We start from the raw sequence: 26,646 nt of genomic DNA on the forward strand, positions 1-26,646 counted from the left end.
ATGCGATTCACAGCTCCACTCCTTCTGTTCCTGCTGCTTCCCTGCATCCATGCGGCGCCCCTTACCCGCGATCTCACCTGCGACGCCCGCGATGGTCGCCTGGTGTTCGCGAACAGTGCGCTTGCTCTTGAGATCGACCTCACCACGGGCTCCTGGTGCGGACTGCGCGACCTTGCCACCGGGCGCAGCCTCATGGCCGGCACACCTGGGCTTGCCCAGAAGGCCGGCAATGAGTGGCTCCCCGAGGCTACCAAAGCTGCCAGTCGCTACCTGAGCCACCGCGTCCAGGCCCAGGGCGACGGCGCAGTGCTGGAGGTCGACCAGGAAGCCGGTGACTGGCGAGCGACCACGACCTACCAGCTCTGGAGCGGACGCCCGGTCCTCAAGCGCGATCTGCAGCTACGTCCTCGCACCGACCTTCCCGGCTACATACACACAGTCTACCTGCCCCTGGACGGCCTGCGGCTGAGCGGCGTCACCGACGCCCGCTACAGCCTCCTCGCAAACTGGCCGCCGCAGGAGACGCTCTTCAGCGCACTCCAACCCGACCGCCAGGTGGGGGAGAGCTTCGGCGGACAGGCCGGGCACTTCCTCAGCCTCTACAGCCCCCAGGCACAGATGGGACTCGTGGCGACCCTGGTATGCGAGACCGATCAGGCCTCCCTCAAGGTCACCGAAGGTACCGGCTCTGTCCGGGCCGACCACATCGTCAGTACCACCTTCCGTCCTCGTCCCGACCGCACCGAGCGCTTCGGCAGTCAGCTCATCGCCGTCACCCACGGCTCCTGGCGCGAGAGCCTGCGGCAGGGACGCGACCTGTACAACCTGGTCGGCCTCAGGCCCCCGGAAGACATGCGGCAGGCGACCGAAGACGCCGTGATCTACTCAGCTCATCCTGGTGGCACCATCGATTCCAGCTTCCGCGATGTCGGCGGCTACCGCCAGTTCACCGAGTACCTACCCCAGTTGAAGCGGCTCGGCGTGAACGTCCTCTGGCTCCTGCCCATCTGGAAGGGCCCCGTCTACGCTCCCGTTGACTACTACTCGCTCGATCCGCGCCTTGGCACCGAGGCCGAGCTGAAGACGCTGGTGGACACAGCCCACTCTCTCGGCATCCGCGTTCTGGGCGACCTGATCCCCCACGGTCCACGCGAGGAGTCAGGCCTTGCGGCCCAGCACCGAGACTGGATCTGCAGCAACGAAGACGGCAGCATGGCCTACTGGTGGGGATGTCTGTACAGCGACTACGCCCATCCGGGATGGCAGAAGTACATGGGCGACCACGCCGCCGACTGGGTCAAGCGCGTCGGCCTCGACGGCTACCGGGTCGATTGCGCCGCAGGAGGACGCCCCAACTGGCGGCCCTACGGTGCGAACCGGGAGAGCATGTCGGGGATCTGCGGCGGCCTGGGCGTCCTGCGTGCCGCTCGGGAGTCCATGAACGCGGTGCCGAGCAAGTCCACCGCGCCGGGCGACTCCGGGCATATGCTCCTCGCTGAGGCCGGCGGCCCGGTGCTCCTGCGCTATGCAGACATGTACTACGACTGGCCGCTGTGCTCCTACATCCTGCGCGAGTACCCGACGACCCGTACCGAGGACTTCGTCCCACGCCTGGCCAAGTGGCTGGACAACGAGCAGTTCTGGATGCCCGAGGATGGCCATGCGGTGCATTTCCTCGAGAACCACGACACCGTCCGGGCACGCATGGCCTTTGGCGCCGGTCCCGAGAGGGCGCTGATGGCTCTGTGTGCCCTGATCCCCGGCACTCCCTTCGTCTACCACCTGCAGGAGACCGGCCTCGCGCCTTACCTGCAGCGTCTCTACGAGCTGCGCCGCGAGCGACCTGAGCTGACCCGTGGCGAGGCGGACTACAGTGCAGTGCGCTGCAGTGACCCCTGCGTCCTGACCTTCGTGCGTCGCACTGGTGACAGTGCAAGTCTGGTTGCCCTCAACCTGAGCGAGAAGCCGATCGAGGCCACCTTGAGCCTTCCGCCCGAGTTGGCCGCCTTCAGTCAGGGCGTCTCGGACGCCCTCGCTCCAGCAGCAGGCGCTGAGACGACCGTCACCGTCACCGGCCCTTCGGAGCTCAAGCTGACCGTCGGGCCCTTCGCCACGGCAGTGTTGGTCCCGCAGAAGGCTCCCGCTCCTTCGGTCACCCAGCCTTCCAAACCGGCTGCAACGACATCCGCAGCCACCAGGATCGACCGGGGTCCCGAGGCAGTGACAATCGAATCCCAGGGTCTCAAGCTCACCGTGAACCGCGCCACCGGCGGGCTTCTCAACTCCCTGCAAACCTCCGACGGCCGAGTGATCCTGCGGGGCGTCGGCTTCGGTGAGGGTTCGCGCCGTCTGTGGCTTGGGGGCCGGAAGCTGGCGCTCGAGCGCACACCGGCCACGCAGCTTACCGCCCAGGAGAACCCCGACGGGACGGTTCGCGTCGAGGCCCTGGCGACCATGACGCGCAGCGGCGAAGCCGCACAGACACCTCTTGCCGACCTGCGCACCACCTATGATCTAGGACGCGACGCGGCAACGGGTCGCCCGGTGCTGTCCGTATCCCGTGAGCTGACGGCCCGCGAGCCAATCAACAGAGTTCTCGGGTCACTGGTGGAGACGCTTGGGCTTGACCCGCAGGCCGGTGAGTGGCAGGTCGTCACTCCTGAGGGCACACTCCGCGATTGGACGGTGGCCCGCCTCCCCGGTGACTCGCGCTATGATGGCCGGTACTGGCGCGGCACCGGCGACCGGGTCTGGCAACTGACCGACCAGCTAGCCGGTGTCGAACCCGCGCTCGTAGCGGTGCAAAGCACGCCCGGGCAGTGGACCGCCGTCGAGATCGCCAACGACGATGCCTCCCAGGTACCCGCCAACGCGCTGCTCAAGATCCGTGCGGGCGAGCAGGCCGGGCCGTACCTGCGCATCGACTGGCTCGATGGGGACCGCGCCGTCAACCTGAAGGCAGGCGAGAAGCTCGCCGTGCGCTACCGAGTCCTGTTCCTTGGCGACGCTGAGCTTGCCCGGGCCGCACAACGCACCACCTTCAGCCTGGGCGAGGCAGGGACCCTCCAGGTACGCGGGACACAGTACCGCTTCCTGGGGAAGGGCCTCGATGCCACCTTCTCACGCTTCAGCGGCGGCAAGATCGGCGACCTGAGACTGCGGGGCGCTGACCGCCCGGCGGTCACTAGCAGTCGCCTCTACACCGACCAGGGGCTTTACGCCGACATCATCGCACCCGACACGCGCAAGGTTCGCAACACGGTCACGACCGAGGGCGATCCCGAGGCCGAGGCTCGGCTGACTCGCGACGCCAACGGGGCGACTCTATCCTTCTACAGCGCCATGCGGACGCAGGATGGTCGGAACTGCGCCTGGCCGCGGACGATGTACCGCCTGCAGTACCGCCTCACAGATACCACCTCGCTCGACGTGAAATGGGCCACCAAGACCGCCTTCTCAACACCCCAGGCGAAGGCCTTCATGGCCCAGACTCTGGGCATACCTCGCCTGACCACCTTCCGTGCCAACGCACGAGCGGGACTCGCGACCGGCGCTGTTCCTCCCAACTCGAACCGTGCCTGGCAGAGCTGGCAGGAGGGATTCGGTGCCGACCCCTGGCTGGAGCTTCTCAGCGACGATGGCACTGGTATCCGTCTCTCGGGTCCTGGTCTCGCCACGGACTTCCAGAACGTCTTCGCCCTGGCGGGCAGCAACAGTGCGGGCACCGCCTTTCTGGCGCTCTATGACACGCAGCCGGCAGACATCGACCCCGTGTGGCACGAGGGCCAGTACACACTCACTCCACTGCGGGAGGCACACTAACATGGCTCCGCGATGGCTCCTGACACTCCTAGCCTTCTTGCTGCTCGCGGTCTGCGCCACAGCCGGCGCAGCCCCGAAGGTGACTCAGACCCCGGATGGCCTGGTGGTCACCACGCAGCACTTCACGGCGACTTTCTCCCGGCCGTCCGGGGGATTGCTTGCCTCGCTCACGACGCGTGACGGCCACAGCCTCCTCGGCGGGAGCACGGTGTACACGGACAACGGCCCCTATGGCGCCGGTGTCTACCTGGGCACCATGAAGGCCACCGCTCAGCTCACAACCGAGACGCGCGGCGAGCAGGTCATCGTCCGCGCCGAAGGCACTCTCGCCAGTCGTGAAGGCGTCCTGCCGACGAAGCCCGGCACAATCCGCTACCAGGTGGAGTACACCTTTGGCGATGGCCCGCAGATCGGTCTGGCCTGGAGCGCCGTGCCCAGCTTCAACGCTCCCGACACCGCCGGGTTCATGGCCCATCTCCTGTCGGTGGTCGACATCGCCGGCGTAGCCGCCAACACCGCGGAGGGCGTTCTCTTGCAGGACCCCCAGGATCACAGCACGCGCAGTTACCAGGCGTACTCGATGCCCCTGGACGAGAAGCGACCCTGGGTAGGAGTGCTTCGCACCGATGGCCGGTGGCTGCTCTTCACCGACCCACAGTCGACCCCGCCCTTCGTCAATGTCTTCCTGCACGAGCAGGGCAACGGCACAGCCGCGATGTTCTTCGCCTGGCTGGACGGAACCCAGACGCGGAGTCTCGAGGCCGGCAAGCCCTGGAAGGCAAGCTGCACAGTGCGTCTCCTGCACTCCCTGGAGGAACTCGGTGATGCCGGCGACTGACCGCCGCAGGTCCGTCCTTTCGCCTCTGATCGCGACGCAGGTTCTCGCCCTGCTTCTGGCCGGTTGCGTCGCCTCAGCCGCTCCCGTGGCCTCGTGGAGCTTCAATAAGGACTCAGGGACCACGGTGCAAGACCAGGGGCCGGGCGGTCATGACGGCAAGTCGCGTGACGTGGAGTATGTCGTGGGTGCCGGCAACGAGGGTCAGGCTGCGCGATTCGCCGGCCCCTCAGCCAGGATTGATGTTCCCGTGGCCGCCGGTCTGGCCTTCAGCGACCAGAAGAGCTTCACGCTCAGCCTCTGGATCCGCGCGAGAGCGAACAAAGGCTTCGCCACGATCCTCATGACGAAGGACAAGCCGGGCGGCACCGTCAGCTACAGCCTCACGCTGGGCCGAGAACCGGGGAAGCTCTCCTTCGAGTTGTGGTCCTGGCAGACGGTCCGGCTGCTCAGCCGCGATCCCATCACGGACGGCGAGTGGCACTTCATCACCGCCGCCTACGACGCCCAGACCAACACCGGCTACCTCTTCGTCGACGACCTCTTGCAGTGCAGAGCCAGGATCGGCAAGGGCGGCCCCGAACAGGCCCTACTCAGCCTTGGCAACAACCTGGATGCCGACCAACCTTTCACCGGAGAGATTGATGACGTGGTGATCGAGGCCGGTCTTTCGGAGGATGCGCAGAAGATGATTCGTGGGGCAGAACGCTGGACGTTGCTCACGCAGGACGAGATCCGCAAGGCCCAGCAAGCGTACCTGGACCGGATGGCGGCTCCCCGCTTCCACAACTCCGACACCGCTGACGACTGGCGCGAGCATGCGGCTCAGGTCCGCCGCCACCTTCTGGAGTGCCTGGGCCTGTGGCCGCTGCCCGAGCGTGTGCCTCTCGACCTGCGAGAGGGCGGAAGCCTCGAGCACGAGAGCTACACCCTCAAGCGAATCTACTGGCAGACCTGGCCCGGCTACTGGGCCAGCGGCTACCTGTACCTGCCCAGGAAGGCCAAGTTCCCGGTGCCCGGCATCCTCTGTCCCCACGGGCACTGGCAGAACGGTGCGCGGCATCCCGTGGTTCAGGCCCGCTGCATCAGCCTGGCCATGAAGGGTTATGTCGTGCTGGCCGTGGACAGCGTCCATGCCTACGACTGGGCCGTCGGAATGGTCCCGATGACCCTCATGGCCTGGAACAACCTCCGCGGGATCGACCTGCTCTGCTCCCTGCCCCAGGTTGATCCCGAGCGACTGGGCGTGACGGGCTGCTCCGGCGGCGGTCAGCAGACCTTCTACCTGATGGCCCTGGACGACCGCCTCGACGTGGCAATCCCGGTCTGCATGGTCTCGGAGTGGCGCCGCATCCTCGCCATCGACAGCCACCACTGCCGCTGCAACCACGTGCCCGGCGTCCTCACCGAGACCGACACCCCGGAGCTGGCAGCCTGCTTCGCTCCCCGCCCGAGTCTGGACATCTGCGTCACCCAGGACTGGACGCGCTGGCTGCCCAAGGAGGGCTTCCCGCAGATCAAGCGTGTCTATGAGCTCTTCGGCGCGGGCGACAAGGTCAAGTGCACGCAGTACGACTGGGGGCACGACTACAGCCTGCCGATGCGAGAGGAGGCCTACGGGTACTTCAACCGCTACCTGCTGGGGACCGACGACCCGAAGGCCGCCCTTGAGCCTGCGCACGAGGCGGAGAGCCTCGAGACTCTGGCCACCCTCGACCGCCCCGTGCAAGAAGCCAAAGGCCCTGAGGTCGTTCGTGAGGAGCTGCTGCGCAGAACGGCGGCAAAACTGCCCACCACAGGTGACACACGACCGTCACTGGAGAGCCTGCGCCAGGGCTTCCTGGCCCTGCTGCACGAGGACTCGGCGACCGACTCTCCCGCCACTCGCGAGGTGGGGGAGACTCTGGACGTATCCGGGTATGCTGTCGACCGCGTCATCGTAACCAGCGAGCAGGAGATACCGGTCCCTGCGGTAGTGGTCCGCAATCTCGACGCCGTCCAGGAGGGCACCAGGCACCCCGCAGTCCTCCTCGTCGATCCAGCCGGGAAGACGGAGCTCCTGATCGCCCGCTGGCAGCTCATCACTGCCCTGGCCGATCGTGGGCTGGTCGTGTGTCTCGCTGACCCTCGACCTTACGGTGAGCTGGGGCTGAACCGTGAGGCACAGGAGATGAACGGCACGGTCTTCGGCAGGCCGGAGCTGGCTGTGGCGGCTCACGATCTGAAGCGCGTTGCCCAGTACCTGCGCGGCCGTCCGGACGTCAGAGAGGATGGGGTGATGTGCGTGGGGTGGGGTGAGACAGCAGTGGCGGCCCTGGCCATCGGGCTCTTCGATTCCGCGCTGGCTCGAATCGTGGCACTCGATCTTGGACCCAACTACCTGCGGGAGGATCGTCTGCCAAGGGCGCCGCGTATCCTGACGGTCGGCGACCTGCCTCAGCTTGCTGCTCTGGTCGCTCCCCGGCCGCTGTGGGTGCAAGGCGTGCCAGACACTGCGAGCTTTGCCTGGACCGCCCGTGCTTACGCCGATCAGGAGGCGTCAGGGTCCTTCCTGCTGTCGACCCCTCACGTCTCCGATCCTGAACTGGTCGCCTGGCTCGCGTCCGGCTGGTAGTCTGCGGACCCGGAGCTACTCCGCTGCGAGCTCCGCCTCTGTCTCTCGGGCCTTGCGCTTCAGCAGGCTCACGTTCGTGAACTCGCAGCCCCGGCAGAGCGGGTACCCGGTGTAGTTGTAGCCTAGGTGATGGGCACGCAGCTCCTGCAGAACGGGGTTGCGGGTCCACAGCGTCTCGATATCAGTGAGGGCGATGTCGTCCAGCGTCATATCGCCATTGATGTCAACGCAGCAGGGCACCACGCGGCGATCGGCAAGGATCACCAGGTAGTCCCACAGCGCCGGGCAGGGCCGCAGCTCATCGCCGGGCCGGATCTGCGTCGTACGCCCCGCCTCAACTCCCTGGTACTCCCGCAGGCACTGCACCTCCACACGGTCCGCCACTCCCTGCCAGCGTTCGCGAAAGGCCGGCACATGCTCCCGTGTGCTGCCCATGACGATGGTCTGGATGGTGGTGTGCGGTCCCTTCCCCTTGGCCTGCACGCGACGGCAGAAGTCCTCGACGTGCGCAGTGACCTCCTCGTACCTCCCGCCAACCCGGATACCCTCATAGGTAGCGGCATCGACGCCGTCCAGCGAGAAGACGATCTGGTCAAGCCCGGCCTCGATCACCGCCTCAGCCTTCCCGGGTGTCAGGAGCGCGGCGTTCGTATTGAACTCCACGCTCGGTATCCCGACGCTCTTCGCATAGGCGATCATCTCGGCGAGTTCGGGGTGAAGCAGTGGCTCGCCCAGGAGGAAGAGGCGCAACCGCGGCACCGACGCCGCCCGGCACTTGTCGGCGATGTCGCGGAACTCCTCTATCGTCATGTACCGCGGCCTGCGCGTCATGGCCTCCCGCGGGCACATTACACATTTCAAGTTGCAGGTGTTGTTGATCTCCACCTGCACCCACGACGGGGTCGCAGGCACGCCCTGACGACGCCGCAGGTAGGCACGACGCAGTTGCTTGAGATACCTCACTGGTGCGCCGACCATGTCCTCAGCCCTCGTCAGTAGGTCCGTCCGCGCGCGACTGCCTCATTGCGGTCCCGGGATTCTGCTTCGGTCATACCAGACGACCCAGCCCGTTTCCTCCATCCCGCACAGGATCCCCGGAGGGCCGCTGGTGAGACGGGCGGCCACCGCCGCCCAGGACAAGGGCAGGAGTGGCAGCGGGGTCCCGCTGGAGGAGGTTCTGAGCTCGAAGCGCGGATAGGACCGCCGGGAGGTCTCAGACCGGAACAGGTACGCGCCGTAGCGCGTGGTCATCAGAAAGTCCAGGACGGCGTCCCTGTCCCAGTGGGTCGGCTGCAGGTAGCTGATACCCAGCACATCCGCATCTCTGCCGTCTCCTGCGCCCTTCTCCGGAGCCAGGACGGCATCCATGCGTACCGCCTTCACGAACACCGGCAGGGGTCTGCGTCCGCCGGTGCCTCGCTTGGCCTCGTTCTCCAGGTAGATGATCGCCTCGGCCGAGAGTCCGCTGTTCACCGCCGCTCCCGGGAAGAGCCGGTTACCCACGAAGACGTCCACGTCGCCGTCCTGGTCGTAGTCGATCGTGCTCACCGAGGTGGTCCCTGACAGTGACAGCGGAGCGCCGGCAACCTGCACCTCCGCGACGGCAGAGAAACCCCGGTCGTTGACCCAGATCCGGACACGCCCGTCGGCGCCGCCCAGCAGCAAGTCAAGGTCGCCGTCGCCGTCCACATCCGACACACAGGGCCAGGCGTACCGCAGGTGCTCGGAAAGCCCCTCCCGGGGTTGAGCCCGCAGGGCGCCGATCACCGCCATCACGCGACGCCCGGGAGCGAAGAGAGGTGGGTCCGCCTGGATGCGCTCATAGAGTTGCACGTACCCATCTTCGCCACCGACCACGAGGTCCAGGTCGCCGTCAGCGTCCCAGTCCACCGCTGCCGGAACGGCACAACGTCCGACATCAATCGGCGGCATGGAGGCCTGCAGGTACCCTTGCAGCGCAGGCTTCTTCCCGGCAGCCGGTGACAGGACAGCCACAAAGCCCCGGCGGTCGCCCACCAGTAGGCGCGGCCCCTGGGCCTTGCCGAACCAGTAGCTGAAGGCCGGGCTGAGGTCGAGGGGAGAGGCCGTGTCAGGCGGGAGCACCTCAGAGCCGACACCGTAGACCGCTTGCGGTGCCGCAGGCCCTTCTCGCGTTCCCTGACACAGAAAGACCGTCCCGCCGGCGCAGCCGACGAACAGGTCCGGCAAGCCGTCGCCGTCCCAGTCGCCCACTGCCACTCGGGCTCGTGAGCCCACCCGGAGGTTCTTGCCACCGGCGGCGAGTCGTCGCGGCTCCGCGAGTACAGGCGCCTTCGAGGTTCCCGTGTTCTGGACCCACCAGACCTGCCCCTCGTCGTCGCCGATCAGAAGGTCCAGGTCGCCGTCGAGGTCGTAGTCGGCCGCACAGGGCGCCAGGTTGCCGCAGTTCGGCGCTGCAGCCCGGACCAACTCGCTGAGCGTTTTGTCCCCGGACCGCAGTTCGACGGGCGGCTCAATGGCGCCCTCGGAGTGTCGGCACAGGTAGAGCCGGTCGCCGATTCCCACGAGCAGATCGAGCTTCCCATCGGCATCCCAATCCACGACAGTGGGGGAGACGGGCCTGGCAGGCAGCGGCTCCACCATCAGGGAGACCGCCTCCGGCAGCATCTGCGCCGGGTCGGTCAGGAGCCCGTCAGGCCTGCGCTCGAAGTACAGCAGGTCCCCGTAGCCCGAACCGGCTACAAGCTCCTCGTCACCATCCCCGTCCCAGTCCACACCAACCGGTGCTGCCCAGGCTCCTGCAGTGGCATTCCCCGTCTGCTGCCGCAGCACAGTCCCCTGCAGATACGGGTAAGGCCCGCGTGCCATGACCTCCTGCAGCCGTCCAGCTTCGCTCCGGGATGCTCCCAGAGCCAGCAACGCAAGGACCGCCAACCGGCCCAGAGTCCTGAGCTGCCGAATCGCTGCATACCACGGCCCGCGGGCCCTTCGCTCACCACTATTCCCCGATCTCGTCCAGGTTCTCCTTGACCTTGAGGATTGCGTCGGCAATGTCGTCCATGTCCTTCTGAGTGCCCAGGAGAATATGCTGCGGCATCCAGAACGCGCCATCGTCGCAGACAAACTCGCAGTTCGGGCAGTTCGCATTGTTGTAGTCCACTTCGCCGCTGTACACGTTCGGCGAGAAGGGCGGCTTCGACGGATCCCAGCCGGCCCGGAACATGCCCTCGCGGTACAGCGGATTGTAGCCTGAGCTAGTAGGGAGCCCCTCTGCCGCAAGAGCCTTGAGGAAGCGGTTCCGAGAGACGTCCTTCATCTGCTTGCGGTCGTACTTGAAGATGAACAGGTGCCAGGCCGAGCGTGTCGCACCCTCGGGGAAGGCCTGGTAACCGATGCCGTCGATCTCATCCAGCCGCTTGCGCAGACACATCGCGTTCTCTTCCCGCCGCTTCATGTGGTCCGGGAGCAGCTCCAGACCGCGCAGGATGAGGGCTGCCTGGAACTCGCTGAGGCGCAGGTTGGTGCCGAAGACTCGGTGGTCGTACCAGCCGCCTTCGGGTACGCGACCAATGTTGTGGTAGCTCCACGCCCGCAGCCAGAGGTCGCTGTCGTTTGTCACCATGATGCCGCCTTCGCCCGCCGCGACGTTCTTGCTCGACTGGAAGGAGAACGCCCCGGTATCCCCGATGGCACCCACGCGCTTGCCCTGGTACTCCGCACCGTGCGCCTGTGCGCAGTCCTCGATGATCCCCAGGCCGTGCTTCTCGGCCATGATCTTCAGCGTCTGCATGTCGCAGGGCATCCCACCGATGTGCACCGGGATGATCGCCTTCGTCCTGGGTGTGATCTTGGCCTCCGCATCCGCCACATCGAGGCAGAACGTGTTCGGGTCGATGTCGGCGAAGATCGGCACAGCTCCCATCGAGATCACAGAGCCCGCCGTGGCAATGAAGGTGTAGGCAGGAACGATGACCTCGTCGCCGTAGCCTACTCCGAGCGCCTCAAGGCACAGCATCAGCGCTGTCGTCCCGCTCGTGCAGGCCACCGCATATTCCGCGTCCTGGAAGACCGCGAAGGTCTCGCACAGGCGCTTGCCCTGCGGTCCGCCGACACCCCAGCGGCCGTCCTCAAGCACACTGCTGAGTGCACGCAAAAACCCGGGATCCTTCGGCGGCCAGGCCGCAAAGGGTTCCGTCCGTAGCTTCGGTCCGCCGTTCAACGCAAGTTTCGCCATTCTCGATCACTCCAACTTGTTCTGGAGGGCCCAAGGCCCTTGGCACTGCGTCTTTCCCGGAAGGTCGGTCGCGCACCTTCCTCCGGCTACTCCCTCGACGGTACACGCTGCAACAAAGTCAGACGCGGGAAGGGGTACCGGCTATCCGGCGCAGTCCATCCCAGGAGGGGATGGTCGCCGATAGCAACCGGCCGAGCCCCGGCCGCGACCCGGTAGGTACGTTCCTCACCCCAGAGCTTGTCCGCAAAGACCTTATGGTCACGGCTAACGCTCTGGAAGCCATCGTCCATCTCAAAGTCGCTGATCAGCACACCACGGACGTCCTCTGCGAGCTTCGCCGCATCGACCCCGGTCACGGTGTAGTCTACCGCAGGCCGGTTGAAGCGCGAGTAGATCGGGTTGCTGCGCAGGACGTTGCCACCGTTGTTGTAGTCGACCGCGGGCAGGTTGAACCACGGTTCCCAGACGATCCCCACAGGCTCGGTCTCGCTCCGCATGGCCTCCAACTTCGCCAGCATCTCCGCGCGCGGATCTACCCTCGCCATAGTGTAGTCGCGCTGCACACTGGTCAGCAGGGCCGCCACGCACCACAGGCTCAGCGCTCCAGCACCGAGCCACGCCAGGCCCTTCGCCGGCTTCCGCCACAACCCCACGATCGCCGTGGCTACGAGGACCGCTGTGAGTGGCTCAAGCGCCATCTCGTACCGAGCGTAGCGTACCCCGGCAGCACCGATCATGGCGAACCAGACAAGCCCGAAGGCCGCCAGGGGGGCCAGGTTCCTCCGGTCATGTCTGGCACTCACCCAGAGCGCAATCGCCCCCAGCACAAGGGACGGGTGCCAGTGGAACAGCCAGCCGTTCGGATAGAGCTCCTTGATCGGCGACTCCCCGGCCCGCATGTGCTGAAGCTCAAAGCTGATGTCACGCCAGGCCTCCGGCCACGACAAAAACACGTAGGGCGAGGTCAGGGCGAAGGCCGCCAGCGCACCGGCTCCCAACACCAAGAATGCCTTCGCCGGGCGCAAGCCGCTGCTTCCACTCCTCCAGCTCAGCACGAGGACGGTCAGCGGCGCCACCAGCACCACGATCCCATTGTACTTGACGCTGGCCGACAAGCCGGCCGCGATTCCGGCCCACAGATACCGACTCGGACGCGGATCGTCGAAAGCCACGAGCGACAGGTACAGACACAGCGCCATGAACAGCGCCTGCGGCACATCCACGGTCGCATAGTGGGAATGAAGCACGTGCAGCGGCAAGGCGGCCATGGCCAGTCCGGCCAGAAGGCCTCCCGCAGTGCCGGCCAGCCGACGGCCGATCAGCCATGCCACATACACCGTGACCAGGGCACAGACGACCACCACCAGGCGGGCGTCGAGCGTCCAGGCGGCCATCTCCATGTCCGCCCGGTTCCCGCGCACCAGGGCACTGATCAGGTCTGGGCCGCCCAGCACGGTCTGGTGCCACAGGCAGGCCACCGCCACCAGGTACAGGTACAGACTCCCGTAGTTGAAGAAGTGAGGGTTCAGGTCACCGGTTGCGAGGGCGATCGCAGCACGCAGCGAGTGGTACTCGTCGGGATGGTACGAGAACAGGTGCGTCTCGTCGGGCAGTCCCCAGCGCAATCCCCATAGGCGAAGGAAGGCGCCCAGGGCCAGGGGTATGGCAAGGGTCCACAGATCACTTCGCAGTCGCCTGGGCGTAGCACCCTCCATCCGCCCCATGATAGCAGCAAGGACGTGCACACGGCAAACGACGCCGTCCACAGACGGCGTCGTGTTCGACTCTGGGTTTCGCCGGGGCCTAGTCCGGCTGCAGGTGCATCAGGGCGTAGTGGGCCGCAGGACCCCAGTTGCCCGCACCATCGACCGCGCGGACGTGGAAGTAGTAGCGTCCCCGGACCATTGCCTCTGTGTAGCGGAAGGTGGTCGCCGTTCCCATGGAGGTGGTCGGCGGTTCGGTGGACGGGCTGCGGTCGACGCAGTAGCTGTACCCCGAGACGCCCGTCGTGTCGGTTGCTCGCCAGCGGAACTGCGCCGGCTGCGTGCCGACCTTGCCGATGACCAGGTTGTCGAACCAGGCTCGGGCTCCCACGGGGTTATCCATCTGGTTGCGGTCCGTCAGGTACAACGCAGCGACCTCGAGTGTCCCCTGGGTCTGCCGCTGGCGCAGGAACTGGGTCACCTCTACCGTCGCATGCCGCCAGGTGCCGTCGGCGACGGCATTCCGGATCGCGCCCACGGAGCCACTGGGGTTGTCGGTGAAGCAGATCGGATACTCGTTCCCGTTGGTCATGCGCGCGACCAGGTCAAGTTTGACTGACGGGTCGAGACGGTAGTCGAAGCTGATGACCGGGTAGCTCTCCAGCGTGAAGGAAGTCGTCGTCATGTAGGCTGCCATCGGGCTGCCCTGCTTCTGCTGCGTCAGGCAGACTGAGTGGGTTCCTGCCCCGGACGTGGTGGCGTCGATCTCGACCTTCGCGCCGTTCTGGCCGAAGGTGCGCCATTCGCCGAGGCCGGTCTCGAAGGTGTCCGTCACGAAGGTCGGATGCGTGGTGCTCTGGAGCTTGGTCACCACTGGTCCCTGGCGATCCTGCGACCAGTCCATCGTCCAGGTCAGGCTCGGCGGCTTGACGACCGGGTTGCCCGCGAAGTCCTTGGCCGCCACCAGTTGCACCGTTACAGGCTGCTTGTCGGGCAGCACCACCGGGTCGGGTGAGACGTCCTCGCAGTTCCACACCAGGGAGCTCCGGGAAGAGGAGTAGCTGAGCCCGCGGTTCTCCATCGTGTAGTCCTTGCCGGCAACACGAAGGATGATACTCATCGGGTCCACGCCGGCCGGGCCCTGATCCGCCAGGTTCAGACGCACCATCGAGGTGGCGGCCTTCGTTCCCTCTTTGGGGTACGCGGCCGACGCTGTCGGGGCCTCGCCGTCCGCTAGCAGCCGCCAGTGACTTGCCTCGCTCCAGTTGCCGGCACCGTCACGGGCTTTGGCGTGCAGCCAGCCGTCGACGTCGGCAACTCCCTCGGCAACGCCGCTGACCCCCGTGAGCTTGACCTCCTGCCCGGGGTCGCCGGTCGGGTTCTTGTCCACGGCCCAGCTCAGGCCGAAGGTCCCGCTTACGTCCAGAGCCTTCCACGCCAGCGGGAGGCCCTGCTGCGCGCTCACCACCGGGATGATCTGAAAGTTGTCCAGATGGTAGCTCTGACCCTTGACGTTGGCAGTCCAATTCCAGTCCGCCATGACGAACTGCCGGACGATGTAGGAGGACGCCGACGGGTCATCTTTGCGGAGCATGTCGTAGAGATTGAACTCCGCGTGGTGCCACTGGTTGTCGTCTACCACCTGCGGCACCGTTCCGATGTACCCCAGGTTGTTGTCGGTGTCCTTGAACTTGATGGCCTTCCAGTCGCCGTTCACATAGACCGCGAAGTCGGACCGGAGCCGAGGCGGAACCTTGTAGTCGAAGCTGACGATGCGGTACTTGCCGGCATCGAAGGGACGCTTCTGCAGGTACACGCCGAAGCGTCCGCCCGTCAGGCGGTTGTAGACCTTGAGACTCGACTGCCCGGAGGCTGCCGTGGTGGAGTCTAGAGAGAGGTCGGCGCCCCCGGAGCCGCCGTAGCTCGATATCTCGCCCAGCGAGTGCTCGAAATCCTCATTGCACAGGTAGCCCTTGGCTCCGACGCTCACGATTGGGGCAGCCGGCGGCGTCTTGTCCTCAGCGAAGGCGACCCGGTAGTTCAGCACCTCCGGGGCCGCCGCCACATTCCCTGCCCAGTCCTTCAGGGGTCCCACAGACACCGTGACGGCTTCACCATCGCTGACGGGCACAAGGGCCGAGCGAGGATCAACCGTGAGGGTACCGGAGGCCGGGTCGTAGGCCGCTCCGTCGCCGTCTAGCGGCACCGCCTTGCCCTTGACGGCAACCTTGATCGACGCCGGATTCACACCGCCGGAGTCCCGCAACTCAAGGGTAAGCGGCGCGTCGCCAAGGACTGCTCCCGGCTTCGGAGTGACCGGCGTCACTTGCGGCGCCGTGTCGTCGACCATCGTCAGGTAGTTCGCCGTAGGGCTCCAGGTGCCGTCCGCCAGATTCGCCTTGACGTGGGCGTAGTAGATGCCGGGACCCTTGGCGCTCACCGAGAGTGCCCCGTCCGTCGCAGTGACGGTGTCCGGCGCAGCTCCGAGGGGATCGTCGTCCAGGGCGACGCTGTAGCCCTTGATGCTGGCGCCCTGTCGAGGCGTCGCAGCCAGCTTGATCTCTCGTCCTGCAGGGCGCAGGAGTGCGAAGTTGTCCAGCATCAGGGTCGTGCCGAGGGTGTTCCCGCCGAAGCCCGCCAGCAGGTAGTCGTCCTCGCACAGGTTCCCGATCCACAGGTCACTGGCCCGGACCGTGCTCCCTGCCGGGAGGCGCAAGCGCAGCGCACCTAACAGGTCAAAGGTCGCGTGGTGCCACTGCCCATCGGCCTTCACGTCCGAGATCGCGCCCAACTGCACCGCCTGAGGTGTGCCGGCGCGCGGACCGGAGAAAACGATCTCGTAGAGCGCGCCCACACAGGTGAGGTAGAAGTTGACCTTGCAGCTACCCTCAGCCGGCAGGCAGTAGTCGAAGCACAGCATGGGGAGTTGATCGACGTCGAAGGACCCGGGGATCGCTGTCGTCGCGAAGGTCCCGCCGGAGACCGGGTTCGTGATCGTGAGGCAGTGCCCCGTGCCGGAAGCGCCCCTCGCAAGGCCGAGGGCGACCGGTCCCTGTGTGGAAGGCCCCGCAGTCGGACCGGGAAGGGCGATCACGCGGACCGCGGCGTTCACCACGACCGGGTCTTGATCGTTGCGCGGCGTCCAGGTGCCGAGGTCGGACTCGAAATCGTTCTGTACCGACAGGTGGGAGGGTGAGGATACGGTGAAGGGCAGGTCGGCCACCTTGCGCACCGGTGCCCTCAACTGGTCCATCCCCGGAATCGCCTTACGCTGCGCCTGTTCCTGGTCGTAGTAGACCTTCACCCGCGAGATGATGGTCCCGTTGTCGTAGGTCCACAAGCCGACATGGCCACCAGGCAGCGGGTCAGGATCGGTGGCTTCGCAAGCCAGCTTCTCATCGACGTAGAGCTGGAGCTTATTGCCCGTCTTGCGCGCGCGGATCGACCACCACCGGCGATGGAACTCATACGTGGAGGGGAACCCATCCTCGAACACCGGAAGCAGGTGGGCCAGGTCCGTGCTGGTCGCCAGGACCTTCGTGCCCTTCATGATCCGTGTCTCATTGTTCCGGTTCGCGCCCACCATGAAGGAGTAGCCGCTGGAGGGGTTCGCGCCGTCTCCATCGATGGTGATGTTCAGGTCGTTGGGGTTCTTGTAGGAGTTCGTGCTCCCGAGCCCCATCTTGAAGGCCATGTAGGCCTCGACCGTCACGTCGCCCTTGAACTCCCGCTTGTTCCACAGAGCCGCGATCCCATCGTCGGCATAGCCGCCCTGCCACGACCACTGGGGACTGCAGGTCCAGCGGTTCGTGATGGCCCAGAGGCCGCTGAGAGCGGTCCAGTCGCTGGGGGAGTCGCTGAAGGTGTAGTCGTACAGGTTGGAGGACAGCAGATCGACCTGGCCCGGGTCGAGGCCAAAGGGGCCCGGGTCAAGCGATACACGACCACCGCCGGACATGGGACGTGCCAGAGCCAGGTCCACAGGTGCCGGGGTCAAGGCAAGGTCCGCCTTCTGCGCCTGCGCCAGTCCGTCACGGGCTGCCTGATTGCGCCCGTCAGCCTTCAACACCTGGGCAAACTGCGATCCCGCCTCCTGGCTGCGCCCCAGGGAAAGGTAGGTCATGCCCAGCCAGTAACGGCTATCGAGCGAGGCCGGCTTGTCGGCTAGAATGCCCTCAAAGGTCGAGGCTGCCTCGGCGGCATGTCCGGCCTGAAGCTGCGAACGCCCCAGCCAGAACCGCGCGGACAGGTTACCGGCGTCCTTCGCAACCAGGTCTGAGAAGCTGGCCACCGACGCTTCCCAGTCCCCGGCGCGGTACTTGGCCAGGCCCTCTTCCAGGGTCGCTGCCTGAAGGGCACCCGCGGCGCCAACCAGCAGCAGGACCCCGAGAGTCACCAGCGTAAGGGTCTGCTTCATGATGCGATCGCGTCTCCCCATGCTACCCTCACCGGTTACCGGGAGGATCCTTAGGCTTACGGCCACACGACGTTGATCGCGACCTTGTCCTGCGCCATCACCAGCACGCGACTGCCTCGCCGCCCGAAAGAGAAGCGGCAGGTGTCGCCCGCAGCTTCCACCTCGGCCTTCCCCAGTTCCTTGCCGTCGGCGGTCAGCGAGAGCAGGAGCTTATGCGACCCCTTCGTGCCACTGATCGCGAGCTGTGCGCCGGTCTTGGGGTCACCCTTCTCCGCCTCGAGGGACACCTTCATGGTCCCCTCGACCTGGCCGATCCTGGGAAGCTCTAAGCTGACCTCCAGCGGGCCGTACCAGTCCCCCTTGGTCCACCACACCTTCGGCGTGTCGCTGTCAGCAGGCTTCACCCAGGCATGGCGCGTGCTCGACCACTCCGCCATTTCGTAGTGCTCTTCCGTGTCGGTGTACTCCTTGGTTACGCGAGCCATCGAGCGCGGGGGAAGTGCGTCCACTCGTGCAAGGCCGAAGGAAGTCGACTTGTCGCCCTCGGCGTACAGGCCAACAGCGCCCTTCAGCGGCCCCTGCACCACCGCATCCACCAGTCTGCGTCCGTTGAGGGCGCAGGCCAGGTAGTCGCGCTCCACTGCCACGGTCGCGGTCACTGAGGCGGGGACGTCCGCCGGCAGCACGCTCTCACTGATGACCTGCTCCGTGGCTCCGAGCGCGACGATCTGGGCCTTCCCGGCGTAGGGAACCTTCGCACCCTTCGGCGCCCAGCGGAAGACGTAGCCGCTGTCTGGGCCGCCACAGCAGACAGCCAGACCTCGACCGCCCTGGCGGCCGTCAACGGTTGCGGTGAACCCGTAGGAAGACCATTCGGGACTCCCCGCGACTAGTAGCGAGGGTGCAGTGCTTGTGGGCTTGGCGGTGCCGTCTGCCACCTGCCAGGTCCCTCGTTCCGGACGCCACTTGCCCGGCGCGGGCTGCTCGAAGTCCTCCACCATGTCCTGCCAGCCCACGACGCGCATGTCGTCAAACCAGGCCCCGCTCTTGCCTTCCACATACATGCCGATCTTGCCCTGCCCGAAGGCGGCGCTTGTGGCCTGGAGCCAGACTTCTCCGTCGACCAGGCACACAAAGCGGTCGTCGCAGGCACGCACCTGGAGCTTGTACCACTGGTAGGGGAGATACCCGCCGAGCTTCTCAGCGAGGAGCTTGCGCTGCCCCTTCACGACAGAGAAGAGCTGCAGTCGAGGGGCCTGTGCGCTGCTGGAGTACCGGCTCTCCCAGCGCAGGAGCATGTAGTTGTCCTTGTCCTGCACGTAGAAGGCCAGACCCACAGCCGGAGTGTCTTCGCGAGCCCGAAGGGAGACCGCGTAATCGGCGTTCCGCCAGAACCACGAGCCCATCGCGCACAGGGCACTGGTTTCGCTGCTGCCGAAGTAGCTGAAGGCATTGGCGGAGAGTTCCGCCCGCATCTGTCCTGCCTGGCGGTCCTCGCGCAGGGAGATCAACTGCCACCTGCCGGAGAGCTGCTCCCACTCGTCCTTGGCGCCCTCTTCACGCTCAAAGGTGTCGACGGCGTCGATCTCACCGACGTCCTGGAGCCAGGCATCGTCGATCTTGGCGCCGCCCAAAGCCTCATGGCCGACTACGCCGCCATGTAGCTCGGTGTCGTAGGCCTCCAGGACCACAGTCCCGTCCCACACGAAGGCGATGCCCCAGGAGTCACGGTGCAGGGCGAAGTCGACCTTCTGGTCCTTGGCCATCGCCGGCAGCTCGACAGGCCGGCCCAGTGCCACCGACTTCTGACCGTCGACCTTGCTGAGTGAGAGAGAGCGACCTCTGAGCTCGAGCAGGTAGTACCGCGAAGGGTTGTCCTGCTTCTCGGCCCCAAAGAGGATCCTGACCTGGGCCGAGGCCGGATCGGAGATCGCGACAACGCCACCCAGGGCAAAAGCAGGACCGACTTCTTCCTCCATCATCTGCCATGCCCCGGCCTGGAGAGCAGCGCCCACCACGAGCGCCAGGACGAGGGTGATCCGCGCCAGGCAAGGCCGCTTCGACACGCTCTCACGTCCTATCCCTTATGAAATGCCCCTCACGCCGAGGGCCAGGTGGGTGAGGGGAATTGGCCGGAACCCGGGGCCTCGCGACGACACCTTCCTATCGCCAGACCCCAGGGCTCCCTCGTGACCTTATCCACAGGTGCTGTGTCTAGCGTACCAGGTACTGCGGCGTCTCAGTTTCGATGCGCGACGGCTGCCACCGACTCTTCGGTGTGGTTGTCAGGATGAACTGGTCCAGCTCAGACCCGTCCTCACGGTACTGGACGCGAATCTGGTGGGTCCCCTTGCTCAGCGTAAGGGTGGGCCCTGCGACCCAGTGCCACTTCCGGAACAACTGGTCGGTGATGTACGGGGTTGAGCTCGTTACGCTGGTCTTGTCGGCCATCGCGAAGAACGAGTTGCCGCAGGCGTCCCACCACCAGCAGCGTCCCCAGAACTGGTAGGTCCCAGGTGCGGGAACGCTGATCTTGAAGGTCGCGTGGCCGTCGTCTGCCGGGCCGGTCTCGGTGGTAGCATGCGGACGGCGAACTGCGACGCCGATGCACTTGCCACCCGAAGCCGCGGGGTCGGACATGACCTTCATGGACTTGGTGGTCCCCAGGCAGTGCTCGCCTTCAACCACGATCTTGGCGGCCATGGCGGCCGTGCAGCTGAAGACGAACACAAAGGCAATTGCTGCGACAAGGTACCTCACGATGGGTCACCTCACTGCGAGTTTGTTTCGGCTATGCCGAAGAATCGGATGCCGTGCCACGCCTGCGCTCTACGGAGAGCCTCTCCCGCAGGAGCACGGTCACCATTGCGAAGAGGAAGGCCCAGACTAGGCTCACTCCTCTGACGAGCAAACTGGTGAAAAGGTTTGCCAGGGTCAGCCCCAGAACTGCTCCGGGTAGACCGGCCGCCAATCCTCGTTCGACTGTTGACCCTGCCTTCAGCCACAGCACCCGTGACTGCCGCCAGAACCGCGTCAGGAACCCGACCAGGCATATCAGGGCCGCGAATCCCGTCGAAGCCCCCACCACCAGGTACAGATTGTTGGTATCCGGTTCGCTCTTCTTGACGTTCGGCAGCGGGCCGTAGTACTGGGCTTCCCCGATGCGTCGCTGATAGCTGCCCGCACCCACGCCCAGCGGGAAGTTCTCTGTGAGCATCTGCAGCGCGGGTTGCCACTCCAGCCACCGCTTCTTGACGATCAGCGAGTCCTGCACGGGAGCCTGGGCGCCAGCTTCTAGCTTGTACAGCTCCCCGCGCTCGAAGGGGTCGAGGAACTCGGCAACGTTCGTCGCGCGGTTCATGGGTAGCCCGAGGTTCACCGCCACGGCGAACACTACCAGCGCCGGGGCCAAGTACGTCCGCACTCGCCCACCACGCACGTAGGCAATCCAGGCCAGAACCGCCGTCAGTATCCACACCTGCGGCGGGCCGACCATCGTCACCAGGGCCACTGCCACCAGGCCCAGTACCCACCACCGCTGCACCTTGTTCCGCTCGTGCAGGGCGACCCCAAACAGGAGCGGCAGCGTCATTACCAGAAACGCGCTGTAAACGTTGCGGTTCCCGAAACTTGACTTCACATCGAAGGGCTTCTCCGCCAGCAGCGCGTAGTCGGCTAGACCCCACAGGACCACCACCGTAACCGCTCCCAGGAGCACCGCCGCAGCGCGTCGCATCTTGGCCGTGCTGTTGAGCACGTCCACGAAGAGCATGTACCCCGCGAAAAAGTACAGGCCCAACTGCGCGACCTCGACCACACCTGCCTTGATGCCGCCCAGCGACAGGTTCCCGTCCGCGTCGACCATCGACTTCGACATGGACAGCAGGCCCAGGACGAGCCATGCCCAGACCACGAAGGGCGGCCAGGTGAGGCTGCGCCAGCGACCCTCGCGAGTCACCTTCCACACCCAGGCCACCGTCAGCAGCGCACACAGAACGTCGGCAGCAGCGATGAAGGGACCATAGCGCGGGTGCCCTACGTACCCCAACTGCGAGCACGACAGGACCAGCAGTGCGAACAGTGCCACCTCAAAGCGCCGAGGCGGGGGAAGCTCGGACTGGTTGCCGGGCTGTTGGCTCATGGATTGGTCACTTCCGGTAGTCGCCATTCTCACCTGTCCCTGGAACTCCTGATGCCCGCCGGAACCCTCGCGACCTGCCACCACCCAGACTCGATGCAAGCCTCCCGCTCACTGCATCGGAAAGGCCATGTTCCGCGCGCACGCCAGGATCAGCGTGAGCGCCAGGTACACATGTGGTGCGCGGCCAATCCCCGGCCGGCCACCGATCCCCAGCAGGATGACCGCCAGCGCGCCGCCCTGCACTGTGACCAGAATCGGCCGCAGGGCCTCGCTCAACGCCAGGTCGTGGGTTCCGTGCAGCAGGAAGTACAGGCCAACCGCCAGCAGACAGATCAGCCCTGTCGTCAGGCCGACCGCGGGACGCAGGGGAACGCCTTCTCTGGGCTCCTCGCCGCCAAAGCCACGATAGGCCAGCCAGGAGACCAAAGCGATCACGATGCCGACGAGACCGATGCTGGGATAGGTCGAGGCGAAGTCGGCCGGCAACTCCTCCCCAAGCCGCGGGATGGAGGCCAACTGAGGGTCGTAGCACAGACTCAGGCACAGCAGCCCCGTCAGCATGAGAGTGAACCGAAGCCAGGTGCGCTTCACATTCCGCACACCGCAGCAGAACGCTCCCACTAGAAGCGTGGCAGCCACGAGCAGCATGACTCCCCACTGCGGCAGGCTCACCACAGCACGCTGCCAGCCCGTGTACACCGCCGAGACGCACATGATCAGCAGCCCCAGGTGGATGCCCCCTGCGGCTACTCGTGCCTGTGATCGTCCCGGCGGCGAGACATGCAGCTCCGCCGTCCGGGTGTCCTGGGCCATTGCTCACCCTCCCTGAAGGGAAAGACTCTCGACAACCTGATCTCACGTCTGCCGAAGAGCAGTCATCCCGAAGTGCTTCGCGAAGCGACCAACCACAGCCTCCGCAGCCTCAGCCACAGTCACCTCGCGCCCCAGTTCCACCGACATACTAGTCATCTCAACGTCCGGCAGGCCACAAGGTTCGATCAGCCTGAAGGGTGACAGGTCATTGCATACGTTCAGGGCGAACCCGTGGTAGCTCACCCAGCCTCTCACTGCCACACCGATCGAGGCGATTTTGCGCGACTGTACCCACACACCGCGCAGCCCCTCTCGGGACTGCGCCGGGATACCCAGGTCCTGAAGAGCTTGCACCAGAACCGTCTCGATGCCCTGGATATAGGCGTGCAGGTCGGGCCTTCCGTCGAAGAGCCCGCGCAAGTCCAGAATCGGGTAGCCCACCAACTGCCCCGGGCCGTGGTAGGTGACCTTGCCGCCGCGGGTGATCTCGTGCAGTTCGATCCCGGCACGGTCAAGCGTCTCGGTGTCAGGCATGCCTGGCTCCTCGGTGCTGCGTCCGACGGTGACGACCGGCTCATGCTCAGTCAGCAGGAGCGTGTCCCCGACGCAGCCTCGACGGCGCAGACCCAGCAGGTCGGTCTGCCGGGCCAGCGCCTGAGCATAGCGTGTCCGTCCGAGGTCGATGACGGTGAGCGGTTTTCCCCCAGCCCGTGAAACGGTCATCTGATATCGCGGCGCGCCTGACCTGGATCGGCGGCACTCGCGCCCAGTCCTGTTATTCGCGCATCCCGACCGGCCAACCTCCCGGAGGCGGCGCCCGGTCGACACATATGCTCTGCTGCACGCATCTGAACCTTGACGGAAGGCGCCGCGAACATGTAGCCTGCCTGATGAACAACGTCGTGCGCTCTACCCATCCGAGTAGGAGGCATGATGCCCGTGCGACACCCGTTGCTCCTCGTCCAGCCCCCGACCCTTCCACCGCTTCACCCTGAGTTCCGTCCTGCGGTTCTGGGCAACCGCGCCTTCCGCAAAGCCGTTGACGAATCCGGTGTAGGCGTCCCGCTGAGAATCGCGCTCGAGCGTGGCGATGGGTCGGTATCGACCTACGAGACCCGCGTGTTCCCCTCGGGGCATGAGCTCGCCGAGGCGAACCTGACCTACGCTGAGCGATTGCTCAAGTTCCTCCTCTGGCAGCGTGGCGGCTGGAAGGTCACCGTCGGCGGGCCGCCCGAGATCGCCCGCTACCTGCGCCGGGTCTACTCGCCCTCCGGTGACCGCGCCTTCGACTACGACTTCATGGGCATGACGGTGTACGAGAACCCCTTCACCGTAGTCGACACAGACGCGGAGAGCGTTCCCGAGACCAGCGAAGCCTCAGCACCTCTCGGACGCCATCTTGACGGCTGCCGCATCGGCTTCGATCTGGGAGCCAGCGACCGCAAGACCAGTGCGGTGATCGACGGCAACGACGTCTTTACCGAGGAGGAGCCCTGGGACCCCAAGTCTGCCACCGACTGGCATTACCAGTATGAGGGCATCCGGTCCTCAATCCAGCGTGCCGCAGACCACCTTCCACGGATCGACGCCATCGGCGGCAGCTCCGCCGGGGTGTACATCAACAACCGCGTCATGGTCGCCTCGCTGTTCCGCGGCATCCCCAAAGACGACTTCGAGCAGCACGTGAAGCCCCTCTTCGAGAACCTGGGCAGGGAGTTCGGCGTGCCCTTCGTGGTCGTCAACGACGGCGAGGTCACTGCCCTCGCGGGCTCGATGTCGCTGGAGGCCAATGCCGTTCTGGGTGTCGCCATGGGCTCAAGCCAGGCGGTCGGCTATGTCACGCCCGACGGTAACATCACCGGCTGGCTCAACGAGCTCGCCTTTGCGCCCATCGACTATCACCCCCAGGCACCGGAGGATGAGTGGTCAGGCGATCTGGGCTGCGGCGTTCAGTACTTCTCCCAGCAGGGCGTGATGCGTCTCGCCGCGGCTGCCGGACTCGAGTTCGACGCTGCCCGGTCCGTGCCCGAGCGCCTCGAGGACGTGCAGGCCTGGATGAAGGAGGGCAACCCGAAGATCCCCGCGATCTACGAATCCATCGGCATCTCGCTGGGCTACGCCGTCGCCCACTATGCCGACTTCTACGACACCGAGAAGCTCCTCATCCTGGGGCGTGTGACCACCGGCGCCGGAGGAGACATCCTCCTCGAGAAGGCCCAGGACGTCCTCAGCCGTGAGTTCCCGGAGGTTGCCGAGCGTTTGGAGATGATGCTGCCGAACGAGAAGCTGCGGCGTGTAGGGCAGGCCATTGCCGCCGCAAGCTTGCCTGCTATCGTATAGAGAATCGAGCCCGAGACAATCCCAGGAGGACCGACCCGCATGGAACTGAAGAACCCTGGCGCTGAGCTCTTCATACCCGACGAGATTCCTGAGGACGAGGCTTTTGACCGAACTGTATGCCTGGGCATCGCCGCCCACCAGGATGACCAGGAGATCATGTCCTACCACGGCATCATTGAGTGCTTCCAACGCGACGACAAGTGGTTCGGCGGGGTCATCGTGACCGATGGCGCCGGCGCACCACGGGCGGATATCTACGCCCGCTACAGTGACCGGATGATGGTCAACGTCCGCCACAAGGAGCAGAAGAAGGCTGCCTACCTCGGAGAGTATGCCTTCCAGGCTCTCCTGCGCTATCCCAGCTCCTCCGTGAAGGACCCGGACGACGAAGCGGTCACCGAAGAGCTCTGGACCATCATCGACCGCGCTCGACCGCGACGCATCTACACCCACTGCCTGACCGACAAGCACGACACCCACGTCGCAGTGGCTGTGCGAGTGATCCAGGCCTGCCGTCAGCTTCCCGAGGAGGCGAAGCCCAGGGAGGTCTGGGGCTGTGAGGTCTGGCGCGACCTCGACTGGATGCCGGATGCCGAGAAGGTCATCCTGGACTGCTCCAGTCACGAGAACCTGCAGGCCGCGCTCCTGTCTCTCTTCGACTCCCAGGTCTGCGGGGGGAAGCGGTACGACCTCGCCACCATGGGCCGACGTCGCGCCCATGCCACCTACCACGAGTCCCACGGCGTCGACGTCGGTGAGCTGCTCAACTTCGCCATGGACCTCACGCCACTGATCTACGACCCCTCTCTGGACATCAAGCACTTCGTCGATGGCCAGATCAACCGGTTCCGAGAGGATGTCATGGCCCGCTTGTCGAAGGCACTCAAGTAAGGCTGCGCTTCGCGCGGTGCAAGTCTGCTCGATCAACAGCACCCCGGCTCGGTCGCTTCGGCGTCTGGCCGGGGTGTGTCTAGTGAGGTGACCCTCTCCGTGTCGGACACTTTCGATTCCACCCACGATGCCAGGGTAGCGGTGGTTACCGGCCATCACCCCTTCGATATCCCACACTTCCAGGACGCCTTCCGAAGCATGCCCGGGATTGTGGCCTACCCGCAGGACCTGTGCGAGTTCTCTTCCGATGTGGCCAAGCTGCGCGACGAGTACGCGGCGGTCGTCTTCTATATGATGCCGCTGCAGACTCCCGGCTCAGAGACCGAGTGGTGGGACAGGGGCATCCCCGGCGCCCTCGATCGACTCGGTGAGACCGAGCAGGGCATCGTGGTGCTCCACCACGCTCTCCTGGCCTACCGCGAGTGGGACCGGTGGCACGACCTTATCGGTCTGGATAACCGCACCTACAAGTCCTACCACCCGGGAGAGCAGGTCACCAGCCGGATTGCCGACCCGTCGCATCCCATCACCTGCGGCCTCGCGTCCTGGACAATGACCGACGAGACCTATGTGATGGGTGACGCCGATCCCGACAGCCACGTCTTGGTCACCTACGACCATCCTCGCAGCTTGCATACGATTGCCTGGACGCGGACCTTCGGCAAGGCACGGGTCTTCTGCTACGCGGCGGGGCACGACCGCCTCACCTACGCAGACCCGAGCTTCCGCGAGCTTCTACGCCGTGGGATTCTGTGGGCTGCGCGGCGCGAGGACGCGATCTGACGCCGCCGACCGTCGGTCCGGTGAGTCCCAGGCTGCCAACGGGATGCGCTGACCACCCATCAGCGCTCTGGGCG

16 protein-coding genes are annotated in these 26,646 nt (G+C 65.7%); 6 read left to right on the forward strand and 10 right to left on the reverse strand.

The window, feature by feature from the left end:
• Genes ABFE16_13260 through ABFE16_13270 form a run of 3 tightly spaced genes read left to right on the forward strand, consistent with a single transcriptional unit; the run spans position 1 to position 7,271 of the window.
• Positions 1-3,822, forward strand: coding sequence for an alpha-amylase family glycosyl hydrolase (locus tag ABFE16_13260; GenBank protein MEN6346262.1), 3,822 nt, complete (start codon positions 1-3; stop codon positions 3,820-3,822).
• 1 nt (position 3,823) lies between these two features.
• Complete coding sequence (locus ABFE16_13265; GenBank protein ID MEN6346263.1) at positions 3,824-4,660, forward strand: hypothetical protein; 837 nt, start codon at positions 3,824-3,826, stop codon at positions 4,658-4,660.
• Positions 4,647-7,271: a LamG-like jellyroll fold domain-containing protein gene (locus tag ABFE16_13270; GenBank protein ID MEN6346264.1), complete on the forward strand. Its 2,625-nt coding sequence runs from the start codon at positions 4,647-4,649 to the stop codon at positions 7,269-7,271. Before ABFE16_13265 ends, ABFE16_13270 begins: the two co-directional genes overlap by 14 nt.
• A gap of 15 nt (positions 7,272-7,286) precedes the next feature.
• On the opposite strand, the gene ABFE16_13275 is transcribed toward ABFE16_13270, so the two are convergent.
• The 10 genes from ABFE16_13275 to lipB form a co-directional block, all read right to left on the reverse strand.
• Positions 7,287-8,249, reverse strand: a complete 963-nt coding sequence (locus tag ABFE16_13275) for a radical SAM protein (protein MEN6346265.1) — start codon at positions 8,247-8,249, stop codon at positions 7,287-7,289.
• A gap of 42 nt (positions 8,250-8,291) precedes the next feature.
• On the reverse strand, positions 8,292-10,118 hold the full coding sequence (locus ABFE16_13280; protein ID MEN6346266.1) for a VCBS repeat-containing protein: 1,827 nt from the start codon (positions 10,116-10,118) through the stop codon (positions 8,292-8,294).
• Positions 10,119-10,248: 130 nt separating this feature from the next.
• Positions 10,249-11,484, reverse strand: coding sequence for a DegT/DnrJ/EryC1/StrS family aminotransferase (locus ABFE16_13285; protein ID MEN6346267.1), 1,236 nt, complete (start codon positions 11,482-11,484; stop codon positions 10,249-10,251).
• An 86-nt stretch (positions 11,485-11,570) separates the two neighbouring features.
• Positions 11,571-13,250, reverse strand: coding sequence for a glycosyltransferase family 39 protein (locus ABFE16_13290; protein MEN6346268.1), 1,680 nt, complete (start codon positions 13,248-13,250; stop codon positions 11,571-11,573).
• A 37-nt stretch (positions 13,251-13,287) separates the two neighbouring features.
• Positions 13,288-17,625: a tetratricopeptide repeat protein gene (locus ABFE16_13295; GenBank protein MEN6346269.1), complete on the reverse strand. Its 4,338-nt coding sequence runs from the start codon at positions 17,623-17,625 to the stop codon at positions 13,288-13,290.
• Positions 17,626-17,660: 35 nt separating this feature from the next.
• Positions 17,661-19,670, reverse strand: coding sequence for a hypothetical protein (locus ABFE16_13300; GenBank protein ID MEN6346270.1), 2,010 nt, complete (start codon positions 19,668-19,670; stop codon positions 17,661-17,663).
• 148 nt (positions 19,671-19,818) lie between these two features.
• Entirely contained in the window at positions 19,819-20,364 is a 546-nt protein-coding gene (locus tag ABFE16_13305; protein ID MEN6346271.1) for a hypothetical protein, read from the reverse strand.
• 31 nt (positions 20,365-20,395) lie between these two features.
• Complete coding sequence (locus ABFE16_13310; GenBank protein ID MEN6346272.1) at positions 20,396-21,745, reverse strand: hypothetical protein; 1,350 nt, start codon at positions 21,743-21,745, stop codon at positions 20,396-20,398.
• A 108-nt stretch (positions 21,746-21,853) separates the two neighbouring features.
• On the reverse strand, positions 21,854-22,558 hold the full coding sequence (locus ABFE16_13315) for a hypothetical protein (protein MEN6346273.1): 705 nt from the start codon (positions 22,556-22,558) through the stop codon (positions 21,854-21,856).
• Between the two features lie 42 nt (positions 22,559-22,600).
• Positions 22,601-23,281 carry a lipoyl(octanoyl) transferase LipB gene (lipB, locus tag ABFE16_13320; GenBank protein MEN6346274.1) on the reverse strand — a complete coding sequence of 227 codons (681 nt, stop codon included), beginning with the start codon at positions 23,279-23,281 and terminating at the stop codon, positions 22,601-22,603.
• Positions 23,282-23,491: 210 nt separating this feature from the next.
• On the opposite strand from lipB, the gene ABFE16_13325 reads away from it, so the two are divergent.
• From ABFE16_13325 to ABFE16_13335, 3 genes are all read left to right on the forward strand, one after another.
• Positions 23,492-24,898, forward strand: a complete 1,407-nt coding sequence (locus ABFE16_13325) for an ROK family protein (GenBank protein ID MEN6346275.1) — start codon at positions 23,492-23,494, stop codon at positions 24,896-24,898.
• Between the two features lie 39 nt (positions 24,899-24,937).
• The gene (locus ABFE16_13330) at positions 24,938-25,789 is read left to right on the forward strand and encodes a PIG-L family deacetylase (GenBank protein MEN6346276.1); all 852 of its coding nucleotides are present in this window, start codon (positions 24,938-24,940) and stop codon (positions 25,787-25,789) included.
• 99 nt (positions 25,790-25,888) lie between these two features.
• A complete protein-coding gene (locus tag ABFE16_13335; GenBank protein ID MEN6346277.1) occupies positions 25,889-26,572 on the forward strand; it encodes a ThuA domain-containing protein in 684 nt (227 codons plus the stop codon).
• The last annotated feature ends 74 nt before the right edge of the window (positions 26,573-26,646 follow it).

Source organism: Armatimonadia bacterium, assembly GCA_039679385.1.
Classification (GTDB): domain Bacteria; phylum Armatimonadota; class Zipacnadia; order Zipacnadales; family JABUFB01; genus JAJFTQ01.